Origin of the sequence: Salmonella enterica subsp. diarizonae (genome assembly GCF_008692785.1) — a bacterium.
GTDB classification, from domain to species: domain Bacteria; phylum Pseudomonadota; class Gammaproteobacteria; order Enterobacterales; family Enterobacteriaceae; genus Salmonella; species Salmonella diarizonae.
On the sequence record NZ_VXJV01000002.1, the window covers coordinates 567373 to 578469 of the forward strand.

Here is an 11097-nt window from a genome sequence, read left to right on the forward strand (position 1 = left end):
TATATTAATATTCTTTATCATTTAAATGCTGAATGCGTATCAAAGTAAGAAGTGTTACGTGGGAATGTCACAAGGCAGCCCCTTAGGGCGCCGCCTGTAAATCAATGAGGGAGTTTAATTGAGCAAGCCGGGGAAAATGCCTTTTATTCCTGTGACAATAAATTCGATGCCGAGCGCCATTAACAACAACCCCATGATTCGGGTAATAACGTTGATACCGGTTTGCCCCAGCAAACGGACCAGCCACGGCGCCATACGGAACACGCCCCAGCAGCAAAGCGCAAAAAGCGCAATGGCAACTGAAAAACCAAGCAAATGCGCGATGCTGTGATAACGCGTCCCCCAGACGATAGTGGAGCTAATCGCCCCAGGCCCCGCCATTAACGGTAGCGCTAACGGCACAACGCCAATGCTCTCGCGTATGGCCGTCTCTGATTTTTCTTGCTTGTTTTGTTTATCTTCCCCCAGCTTACCGCTGATCATCGACATCGCAATGGTGACAACCAGGATACCGCCCGCAATTCTGAACGAATCAATAGAAATGCCAAATAGCTGCAGGATGCCATCTCCGAGGAATAAGGAACTCCACAAGATAATCGCCACCGACAGATTCGCGGTGAGGTTAGTTTTATTACGCGCCGTGGCCGTCTGGTAGCTGGTCATGCTGATGAAAACGGGAATAATCCCCACCGGGTTAACCAGCGCAAAGAGCCCGATAAAAAACTTAAAGTAAACAGGAAAATCAAAAAGCGTTTGAATCACGGTTAGCTCCGAAGCGTTAGCCGGATGAAGTCAATGTTCGTTAATGATCAAAACGCGCAGAAGATACGCCTTTTATTCGCATAGTTCACCTCTTATCTACACCTAATTTCATCCATTCTTCGCTGTTATTAATATGTACTAGTTATGCTAATCCACCCACTCTTCATGACAACATTTTATTAACACTTAACGTAAAACGTTGAAATGGCCTGCTGAAAGGTGTCAGCTTTGCGTAAACTTGATTTAGATCACACAATCACTACTCAGAAGTGAGTAATCTTGCTAACGCCACCTAGACGTAATGCGTTAGCGTTAAACGATACTGACGCAGAAGCTCTTTTAGTAAATCAGAGCGAAACGGACGTTAAGTAACCACCTGAATTTCAGGTATTTATACAAAGTATCGTCGATCTGTCTATACTCACGTATCGCGCAGATGATTTACTAAAAAAGTTTAACATTATCAGGAGAGCATTATGGCTGTTACTAATGTCGCTGAACTTAACGCACTCGTAGAGCGTGTAAAAAAAGCCCAGCGTGAATATGCCAGTTTCACTCAAGAACAGGTCGACAAAATCTTCCGCGCCGCCGCTCTGGCAGCCGCTGATGCCCGAATTCCGCTGGCCAAAATGGCCGTTGCCGAATCGGGTATGGGTATCATCGAAGATAAAGTGATTAAAAACCACTTCGCTTCTGAATATATTTACAACGCCTATAAAGATGAAAAAACCTGCGGCGTGCTGTCTGAAGACGACACCTTCGGGACCATCACCATCGCAGAACCTATCGGCATTATTTGCGGTATCGTTCCAACCACTAACCCGACCTCTACCGCTATCTTCAAATCTCTGATTAGCCTGAAGACCCGTAACGCCATCATTTTTTCCCCGCATCCGCGTGCAAAAGAAGCGACCAACAAAGCGGCAGACATTGTTCTGCAAGCTGCTATCGCTGCCGGTGCGCCAAAAGATCTGATTGGCTGGATCGATCAACCTTCCGTAGAACTGTCTAATGCGCTGATGCACCACCCGGACATTAACCTGATTCTCGCCACTGGCGGTCCGGGTATGGTTAAAGCAGCATACAGCTCCGGTAAACCTGCTATCGGCGTAGGCGCAGGCAATACCCCGGTTGTTATTGATGAAACCGCTGATATCAAACGCGCTGTTGCGTCTGTTCTGATGTCCAAAACCTTCGATAACGGCGTAATCTGTGCTTCTGAACAGTCTGTGGTCGTTGTTGACTCCGTCTATGACGCCGTTCGCGAACGTTTCGCCAGCCACGGCGGCTATATGCTGCAGGGTCAAGAGCTGAAAGCGGTTCAGAATGTTATCCTGAAAAATGGCGCGCTGAACGCCGCTATCGTGGGTCAGCCAGCCTACAAAATCGCTGAACTGGCAGGCTTCTCCGTACCAGAGACCACCAAGATTCTGATCGGTGAAGTCACGGTTGTTGACGAAAGCGAACCGTTCGCACACGAAAAACTGTCTCCGACTTTGGCGATGTACCGTGCGAAAGATTTCGAAGAAGCGGTAGAAAAAGCAGAAAAACTGGTCGCTATGGGCGGTATCGGTCACACCTCTTGCCTGTACACCGACCAGGACAACCAGCAGGATCGCGTTAACTACTTCGGTCAGAAGATGAAAACCGCGCGTATTCTGATTAACACCCCGGCTTCTCAGGGTGGTATCGGCGACCTGTACAACTTTAAACTCGCACCTTCCCTGACTCTGGGTTGTGGTTCCTGGGGTGGTAACTCCATCTCTGAAAACGTTGGTCCGAAACACCTGATCAACAAGAAAACCGTTGCTAAGCGAGCTGAAAACATGTTGTGGCACAAACTTCCGAAATCTATCTACTTCCGCCGCGGCTCTCTGCCCATCGCGCTGGATGAAGTGATTACCGATGGCCACAAACGTGCGCTCATCGTGACTGACCGCTTCCTGTTCAACAACGGCTACGCTGACCAGATCACATCTGTTCTGAAAGCGGCTGGCGTTGAAACCGAAGTATTCTTCGAAGTTGAAGCTGACCCGACCCTTTCTGTTGTTCGCAAAGGCGCTGAGCTGGCTAACTCCTTCAAACCAGACGTGATCATCGCGCTGGGCGGCGGTTCCCCGATGGACGCGGCGAAAATCATGTGGGTAATGTACGAACATCCAGAAACCCATTTCGAAGAGCTGGCGCTGCGCTTTATGGACATCCGTAAACGTATCTATAAGTTCCCGAAAATGGGCGTGAAAGCGAAAATGATCGCCGTCACCACCACCTCCGGTACTGGTTCTGAAGTGACGCCGTTCGCCGTTGTCACCGACGACGCCACCGGTCAGAAATATCCGTTGGCAGACTACGCGCTGACCCCGGATATGGCGATTGTCGACGCCAACCTGGTCATGGAAATGCCGAAGTCTCTGTGCGCATTTGGTGGTCTGGATGCCGTAACTCACGCCCTGGAAGCCTACGTTTCTGTACTGGCATCTGAATTCTCTGACGGTCAGGCTCTGCAAGCACTGAAACTGCTGAAAGAAAACCTGCCGGCATCCTACCATGAAGGTTCTAAGAACCCGGTAGCTCGTGAGCGTGTACACAGTGCAGCCACTATCGCCGGTATCGCGTTTGCGAACGCCTTCCTGGGTGTATGTCACTCAATGGCGCACAAGTTGGGTTCTCAGTTCCACATTCCCCACGGTCTGGCGAACGCGCTGCTGATTTGTAATGTTATCCGCTACAACGCGAATGACAACCCGACTAAGCAGACCGCTTTCAGCCAATACGATCGTCCGCAGGCACGCCGTCGTTATGCGGAAATCGCTGACCATCTGGGTCTGAGCGCGCCGGGCGACCGTACTGCCGCTAAGATTGAAAAACTGCTGGCATGGCTGGAAAATATTAAAGCTGAACTGGGCATTCCTAAATCCATTCGTGAAGCAGGCGTTCAGGAAGCTGATTTCCTGGCAAATGTGGACAAACTGTCTGAAGATGCCTTCGATGACCAGTGCACCGGCGCGAACCCGCGTTATCCGCTGATCTCCGAACTGAAACAGATTCTGCTGGACACCTACTACGGTCGTGATTTCACCGAAGGTGAAGTTACAGCGAAGAAAGATGTCGTTGCCGCACCGAAAGCAGAGAAGAAAGCGAAAAAATCCGCTTAATTCGTTATCCGCTTTAGCATGACTATAACGGCCTCAATTGAGGCCGTTTTTTTGTTTTACCTGTTTATCAGATGCCTGATGGCGCTGCGCTTTATCAGACCTACGTGTTCACGCCACTCCCCTGCCACCAGTATGCCTGAATAATAACGCCCAAAGCGCTACAGGGCATTTTATTAGCCTAACGCTGTCCTGGTATCACATGTACCGATGGCGCTCCTGAATCGCCGTCAGTGAGCCCTCCTCCAGCGCGTCCTTATAATGCTTACGACAAACCGAAACGTAGCGTTCATTCCCACCAATAACCACCTGTTCGCCTTCGTTATAAGGTCTGCCATCCTGATCGAGGCGCAGAACCATACTGGCTTTACGACCGCAGAAACAGATGGTTTTTAATTCCACCAATTTATCTGACCATGACAGTAAGTATTGACTGCCGACAAAAAGCTCCCCACGAAAGTCTGTTCGTAGCCCATAGCAAAGTACCGGAATATCTAATTTATCGACAACCTCGGATAATTGATAAACCTGCTGGCGAGTCAAAAACTGGCTTTCGTCGACTAACACGCAATGTATTGTCTGTCGCGCGTTCTCGGCACGAATCTCTTCAAACAAGGATGTATTTTGGTTAAACAATTTTGCCGGCGACGACAAACCGATACGAGAGCTGACTTTGCCTGCGCCGAAACGATCGTCGATTTCTGCCGTATATACGACGGTACGCATCCCGCGTTCCTGATAATTGTATGAAGATTGCAGCAGTGCAGTCGACTTACCCGCATTCATTGCCGAATAGTAGAAATATAGCTGTGCCATTGGTCGCAGGACCTCACCTGAGTGAAATAAAGATTGGCGGGATTGTACCATAATTTACCCACGCGACAGCGCGGCTCGCGCTCCGGTGAGTATTAAGAATTGTGCAAACATCGTTCACTATACACATTCCTTCACAAATTATGCCGTTAAAATTCATCAACAATGCTTAACATCCCTCACCAATATGAAAACCTTGCACTTATTGTTACCGTTACTCATACCTGGTGCAAAGTAATAGGTGTTTCTTGTAAGGAAAGCTAATACAAAGGGTTGATATCTCTGCAATGAGATCGTATTTCATCGTGATAAAATGTGACCTGAATCCTAAATTTTTAGTGACCGGAGGTGAGTATCCCCCCTGTCAATAAGCTCTTTTTTGTGCGTCGCTTCAAGGAAAATTTAAGTTGAGATAATTAAGACGTGTACTTAATAAAGCGTAATTTTGAATTCCTTACATTCCTGGCTATTGCACAACTGAATTTATCGCTCTATTATTAGCTCAACAAACCACCCCAATATAAGTTTGAGATTACTACAATGAGCGAAGCACTTAAAATTCTGAACAACATCCGTACTCTTCGTGCGCAGGCAAGAGAATGCACTCTGGAAACGCTTGAAGAAATGCTGGAGAAATTAGAAGTTGTCGTTAACGAGCGTCGTGAAGAAGAAAGCGCTGCTGCTGCTGAAGTGGAAGAGCGCACTCGTAAACTGCAACAGTACCGTGAAATGTTAATTGCCGATGGCATTGACCCGAATGAACTGCTGAATAGCATGGCTGCCGCTAAATCCGGTACCAAAGCTAAACGCGCAGCTCGTCCGGCTAAATATAGCTATGTTGACGAAAACGGTGAAACTAAAACCTGGACTGGCCAGGGTCGTACACCGGCTGTAATCAAAAAAGCAATGGAAGAACAAGGTAAGCAGCTGGAAGACTTCCTGATCAAGGAATAATTTACTCCCTGGTTGCTTAAAATCCCGCCGCTGGCGGGATTTTTTTGTCTGCGTTCTCCCCTGACGCAAACATACATAAAAAAAGCGCCGGATTTTCCAGCGCTTCTGTTAAAAAATTTATAACGTAACGTTACTTCTTAATACCCATTTCTTCTTCAAGCCAGGCTTTAAATTCAGCCCCCAACGAATTATGACGGATGCCATATTCAACGAATGCCTGCATATATCCCAACTTATTACCACAGTCATGGCTTTTACCCTTCATGTGGTAAGCTTCAACCGTTTCTTTTTCGATCAGCATATCGATAGCATCGGTCAACTGAATTTCATCCCCGGCACCCGGAGGGGTTTTCGCTAATAACGCCCAGATATCCGCACTCAGTACATAACGCCCGACAATCGCAAGGTTAGACGGCGCGACATCCGCTTTGGGTTTTTCAACTACGCCAACCATAGGCACGCTTTCACCCGGCGCCAGCTCAACGCCTTTGCAATTGACAACACCGTAAGCAGTCACATCTTCTACAGGCTCAACCATAATTTGACTATTTCCGGTTTCGTCGAAACGGCGGATCATTTCAGCGAGGTTATCCTGAGACAGATCGGACTCATATTCGTCAAGAATAACGTCTGGCAGAATAACGGCGACAGGTTCGTTTCCGACAACGGGATGTGCGCATAATACGGCGTGACCCAGGCCTTTTGCCAGCCCCTGACGTACCTGCATAATAGTGACATGCGGAGGGCAAATAGACTGAACTTCTTCCAGAAGCTGACGCTTAACGCGTTTTTCCAGCATAGCTTCCAGTTCAAAACTGGTATCAAAGTGGTTTTCAATGGAGTTTTTAGACGAGTGCGTAACAAGCACGATTTCAGTAATGCCAGCAGCGATACATTCGTTCACGACGTACTGAATTAATGGCTTATCAACCAGCGGCAGCATCTCTTTCGGGATAGCTTTGGTCGCTGGCAGCATCCTGGTTCCCAATCCCGCAACCGGGATAACGGCTTTTTTGACTTTCGAATTAAGGGCAGCCATTTAAAATTCTCCTGGACTGTTCATGTATTGAACGTGTTCATTAATCTGTATCGTGTTCCAGTATATCAGTACCAGAACAAGCCTCAGGTCCAAAAAGGACTTATATTGGTATAATTAAGACAAATACTTATAAATCTGCCGCAGATAGTAACACTCGTCGGGAAAGGCCGGTAAAGCAATTTTCTCCCGTTCTCCCGTTTGGTCATTCCGCAGACAACATCAATCGCAGACGTCCTCCTGCGCCCCATATTTGACACTGCCATGAGTCGCAACGCTGGCTTAATTGGTTAAGATAGGCATTGCCCAATGTTCCTAACGGCACGCCATTGCTGATTTGAACCTGATGAGCGCCCGTATTTAAGGTGGCATTCAATCCGGCGGAGACGAGAATCAAATTTTTGAGTCCACTGTGATAGTAACCGACAAATAACGGGAATTGACCGGGTAAATTAGCTTGTCTGAGCAGATGATTTACCTGTTTTAATAGGGCGCCTAACTCCGGTAAACGGTGCTTTTGTTGACCGAGCTGATCCTGCAATAAACCGTTAAATAGCGCTCGCAGCAACAATGCAGCTAACACGCCGTTATCACCCGCCCGGGTGACGTCCAGGCAATAAAATGCCAGTTCGTTATCAGAAAGCGGCGCAATATCCAGCACCAGTCCAGGCTGCTCGGCAGAGACAAGCTGCCGGTAATTAATGCGGCAGTGGGAAATCACCTGCTGTACCGGGGGCTGTAGCTCTTGCAATAATTGCGCTGCGGCAGTCGGATTGCTCACCATCGCATCCCAGTCACGAAACAAGCGTTCTTCCTCTTCAACCCGCGAATTAAACATATTGGGGTACAAGCAAGCGAATACGGTTTCCCGCAAGCGGTTGAGATCTTTTACCGGCTTCAGCAAGACATCTTCAACCCCAAGGCGTAATGCTTTGGCGATATCGGCCATATTTTCTGTTGCAGAAATAACCAGAATAGGCGTCTGGTCTCCGCGATTACGTAAGTTTTCTACCAGTTTGAGACCGTTCATTCTCGGCATGGCGATATCACATATCATGAGATCGGGCGTAAAACTCCCCATCAACTCCAGGGCATCTACCCCGTCGCCTGCCAATGCCGTTGTCGCTCCCAAAGAGGAAAACCACGAATCCAGAAGCGAGCGAAATACAGGCTCGTCTTCAACAATAAGAATCTGTTTTCCGACCAATGGCTGCGTCATGTTCTCTCCCCTGACTGGCTTTGATCAATAGTGGCATGGTATTGCCGCTCACGCCTGTCAGAATTTGCTTAAGTGATCGTAAAAGGTACATTAAACGACGGTACGCACCAAGGGTATAAGTTCGTCCATCTTTTTCTCTACGGCTAATTGACCCGCCGCAATAGCGGCATGGGCGCGATGAAAATCTAACGTAGAGATTTGCGGACAGAAAGGTTGAATAAGAATATCAGGCGGATCGCCAGCCATACGGTTACGTTTAAGACGATTTTCCAACACCTGAATGGACGTTGTCATGATTTCCATTGCCCCAGGCGAGCTCACGCCACGGCGTGAGGTCAGGCTACTGAAACGTTCTTTTAAACGCTTATGCCAGGGCAGCGAATCATCACTCTCTTCATTTATATGCCCTACATTTACAGAGAGCAAATCTTGCTGCATGAGGTGGGCATCATGTTGCAGGTCTACCGCAATAACGATATCAGCGCCCATCGCCCGGGTTAACGAAACAGGAACCGGATTGACGACCGCGCCATCCACCAGCCAGTAACCGTTATGTTCAACCGGAGACATCAGCCCTGGCATACTGCACGACGCACGTACAGCAAGGTGTAGATCGCCCTCAGTAAACCATAACTCTCGTCCAGTGCTAAGATTCGTCGCGACCGCGCCAAAACGTCTTGAACAGTGGTCAAAATCCGTAACGGGCATAATATCCCGATAGTGATTAAATACGCGTTCGCCGCGAAGCAACCCTCCTCTGCCCCATGATAAATCCATCAGGCGTAAAACATCCCAGTAGCGGAATGAGCATACCCACTGTTCAAGCGCCGATAATTTATTACAGGCATACGCGGCACCGACCAGTGAACCTATTGAGCATCCTGCAACGATATCAATATCAATGCCTGTTTGCTTGAGGGCTTTGATGACCCCAATATGAGACCATCCTCTCGCCGCGCCAGACCCCAGCGCTAGCCCTATTTTCATTTTTCTCATCGTATTTAACGATTTCCCCTGGCTTCAAGACGTAGCAACATCGCCACTGCTCAGTTAACATAACGCCACCCTGGCGTTCAACGCCGTTTTTTATATTCAGGGAGATTATTGTGTCTCAGCCTTGTCCCTGTGGTAGCGCTGACGAGTATAGCCTATGTTGTGGTCGTATTGTGTCCGGAGAACGAGTAGCACCCGATCCGTCACATCTCATGCGCTCTCGTTACTGCGCTTTTGTGATGAAAGACGCAGATTACTTAATTAAGAGCTGGCATCCAACCTGCAATGCGGCCGCGTTTCGCGATGATATCATCGCCGGATTTGCCAATACCAGGTGGCTCGGCCTGACTATTTTTGAACATACCTGGTCAGAAGCAGAAAATACAGGGTATGTTAGTTTTATCGCGCGTTTTTCCGAACAAGGGAAAACCGGGGCGATTATGGAACGCTCCCGTTTTATCAAAGAAAACGGTAAGTGGTATTATATTGACGGTACCCGCCCGCAGTTGGGTCGAAATGATCCTTGCCCGTGCGGTTCAGGCAAAAAATTTAAAAAGTGCTGCGGCCAGTGACGCCTGACAGTATCGATACAGCAAACACTCTCAACAGGATTTTTCCGGCAATGCAATCACTACAACGTAAAGTTCTGCGTACTATTTGTCCCGATCAAAAAGGTCTTATCGCGCGGATTACCAACATTTGCTATAAGCATGAGCTTAATATCGTGCAAAACAATGAATTTGTTGACCATCGTACCGGACGCTTTTTTATGCGGACCGAGCTGGAAGGCATCTTCAATGATTCCACTCTCCTGGCCGATCTGGATAGCGCCTTACCCGAAGGATCTGTTCGTGAACTCAATCCCGCCGGACGCCGTCGGGTAGTGATTCTGGTAACCAAAGAGGCCCATTGTCTGGGCGATCTGCTGATGAAGGCCAACTATGGCGGACTGGAGGTTGAAATCGCCGCGGTCATTGGCAACCATGAGACGTTACGCTCACTGGTTGAGCGTTTTGAGATCCCTTTCGAACTGGTCAGCCATGAGGGATTAACGCGTGAAGAGCACGACCGGAAGATGGCGGACGCCATTGATGCCCATCAACCAGACTATGTGGTGCTGGCCAAGTATATGCGTGTTTTAACGCCAGATTTTGTGGCGCGCTTCCCGAACAAAATTATCAATATCCACCACTCATTTCTGCCTGCGTTTATTGGCGCGCGTCCTTATCACCAGGCCTATGAGCGCGGCGTGAAAATCATCGGCGCTACCGCGCACTATGTGAATGACAATCTGGATGAAGGTCCGATCATTATGCAAGATGTGATTCACGTGGATCACACCTACACCGCAGAAGATATGATGCGTGCCGGGCGCGACGTTGAGAAAAACGTGTTAAGCCGCGCGCTGTATCAGGTTCTGGCGCAGCGGGTCTTTGTTTACGGCAACCGGACGATTATTCTTTAATCGTCAGTAATATGAATTGATTAGCTTTAATCCGTTACGGATGAAAAGTACGCAAACAGTTCATTTCAGGCAAAGGAATGCTTTACAGCGGCGCGTCATTTGATATGATGCGCCCCGCTTCCCAAAAGGAAGCCGGCCAGTATTAAGCATTACCCCGTGGTGGGGTTCCCGAGCGGCCAAAGGGAGCAGACTGTAAATCTGCCGTCATCGACTTCGAAGGTTCGAATCCTTCCCCCACCACCATTATTCGCTACAGTGATGTAGTTAACTCGATGAGCGATGCAGAAGTTTGCCCTTATCGGGGAAGGGTGAGGTGCGGAGCGACAAATAATCCTTCTCCCACCACCATCTCAAAGCACGACCTACAATATGAATTACCCCTGGTGGGGTTCCCGAGCGGCCAAAGGGAGCAGACTGTAAATCTGCCGTCATCGACTTCGAAGGTTCGAATCCTTCCCCCACCACCATCACTTCCGTCGCGTATATTATCCCCATTAAGCACACTGCCTCATATCTCTCCGTACGGGGAAGGATGAGAAGCTTCGACTAAGGTTCGATTCGAGCGCAGCGAGAAAGCGTTGCCGCAGGCAACGACCCGAAGGGTGAGGAGCGGAGCGACGAATAATCCTTCCCCCACCACCATCACTTCCGTCGCGTATATTATCCCCATTAAGCACACTGCCTCATATCTCTCCGTACGGGG

Annotated in this window: 9 protein-coding genes, 2 tRNA genes and 1 other RNA gene; 7 read left to right on the forward strand and 5 right to left on the reverse strand. The window is 48.7% G+C overall.

Annotated features, from left to right (window positions below):
• Nucleotides 1–114 precede the first annotated feature (114 nt).
• The gene (gene ychE / locus F4V72_RS06780; protein ID WP_000616775.1) at nt 115–762 is read right to left on the reverse strand and encodes an NAAT family transporter YchE; all 648 of its coding nucleotides are present in this window, start codon (nt 760–762) and stop codon (nt 115–117) included.
• A 476-nt stretch (nt 763–1238) separates the two neighbouring features.
• On the opposite strand from ychE, the gene adhE reads away from it, so the two are divergent.
• Nucleotides 1239–3917: a bifunctional acetaldehyde-CoA/alcohol dehydrogenase gene (gene adhE, locus F4V72_RS06785; RefSeq protein WP_053529002.1), complete on the forward strand. Its 2679-nt coding sequence runs from the start codon at nt 1239–1241 to the stop codon at nt 3915–3917.
• A gap of 195 nt (nt 3918–4112) precedes the next feature.
• Here adhE and tdk read toward each other — a convergent pair whose 3' ends face one another.
• On the reverse strand, nt 4113–4730 hold the full coding sequence (gene tdk / locus F4V72_RS06790; protein ID WP_023246938.1) for a thymidine kinase: 618 nt from the start codon (nt 4728–4730) through the stop codon (nt 4113–4115).
• Nucleotides 4731–5267: 537 nt separating this feature from the next.
• On the opposite strand from tdk, the gene hns reads away from it, so the two are divergent.
• Nucleotides 5268–5681: a histone-like nucleoid-structuring protein H-NS gene (gene hns, locus F4V72_RS06795; protein WP_001287383.1), complete on the forward strand. Its 414-nt coding sequence runs from the start codon at nt 5268–5270 to the stop codon at nt 5679–5681.
• Nucleotides 5682–5811: 130 nt separating this feature from the next.
• Here the strand turns inward: hns and galU are convergent, their stop codons facing one another.
• From galU to rssA, 3 genes are all read right to left on the reverse strand, one after another.
• Entirely contained in the window at nt 5812–6720 is a 909-nt protein-coding gene (gene galU, locus F4V72_RS06800) for a UTP--glucose-1-phosphate uridylyltransferase GalU (protein ID WP_000729452.1), read from the reverse strand.
• Between the two features lie 202 nt (nt 6721–6922).
• The gene (gene rssB, locus F4V72_RS06805; RefSeq protein ID WP_053507919.1) at nt 6923–7936 is read right to left on the reverse strand and encodes a two-component system response regulator RssB; all 1014 of its coding nucleotides are present in this window, start codon (nt 7934–7936) and stop codon (nt 6923–6925) included.
• 90 nt (nt 7937–8026) lie between these two features.
• Nucleotides 8027–8932, reverse strand: coding sequence for a patatin-like phospholipase RssA (rssA, locus tag F4V72_RS06810; protein ID WP_023246941.1), 906 nt, complete (start codon nt 8930–8932; stop codon nt 8027–8029).
• Between the two features lie 110 nt (nt 8933–9042).
• Here rssA and F4V72_RS06815 point away from each other — a divergent pair, with 110 nt between their 5' ends.
• The 5 genes from F4V72_RS06815 to F4V72_RS06835 all read left to right on the forward strand — a co-directional run bounded on the left by F4V72_RS06815 (nt 9043) and on the right by F4V72_RS06835 (nt 11036).
• A complete protein-coding gene (locus F4V72_RS06815) occupies nt 9043–9501 on the forward strand; it encodes a YchJ family protein (protein ID WP_053507918.1) in 459 nt (152 codons plus the stop codon).
• Between the two features lie 50 nt (nt 9502–9551).
• Nucleotides 9552–10394: a formyltetrahydrofolate deformylase gene (gene purU, locus F4V72_RS06820; protein ID WP_053507917.1), complete on the forward strand. Its 843-nt coding sequence runs from the start codon at nt 9552–9554 to the stop codon at nt 10392–10394.
• 158 nt (nt 10395–10552) lie between these two features.
• A tRNA-Tyr gene (locus F4V72_RS06825) sits at nt 10553–10637 on the forward strand.
• Nucleotides 10638–10776: 139 nt separating this feature from the next.
• A tRNA-Tyr gene (locus F4V72_RS06830) sits at nt 10777–10861 on the forward strand.
• A gap of 44 nt (nt 10862–10905) precedes the next feature.
• Nucleotides 10906–11036: non-coding RNA, RtT sRNA (locus tag F4V72_RS06835), on the forward strand.
• Nucleotides 11037–11097: the final 61 nt, after the last annotated feature.

Coding starts and splice junctions, on each gene's coding strand:
- adhE (WP_053529002.1), top strand. CDS start 1,239: ATGGCTGTTACTAATGTCGCTGAACTTAACGCACTCGTAGAGCGTGTA.
- tdk (WP_023246938.1), bottom strand. CDS start 4,730: ATGGCACAGCTATATTTCTACTATTCGGCAATGAATGCGGGTAAGTCG.
- hns (WP_001287383.1), top strand. CDS start 5,268: ATGAGCGAAGCACTTAAAATTCTGAACAACATCCGTACTCTTCGTGCG.
- galU (WP_000729452.1), bottom strand. CDS start 6,720: ATGGCTGCCCTTAATTCGAAAGTCAAAAAAGCCGTTATCCCGGTTGCG.
- rssB (WP_053507919.1), bottom strand. CDS start 7,936: ATGACGCAGCCATTGGTCGGAAAACAGATTCTTATTGTTGAAGACGAG.
- rssA (WP_023246941.1), bottom strand. CDS start 8,932: ATGAGAAAAATGAAAATAGGGCTAGCGCTGGGGTCTGGCGCGGCGAGA.
- purU (WP_053507917.1), top strand. CDS start 9,552: ATGCAATCACTACAACGTAAAGTTCTGCGTACTATTTGTCCCGATCAA.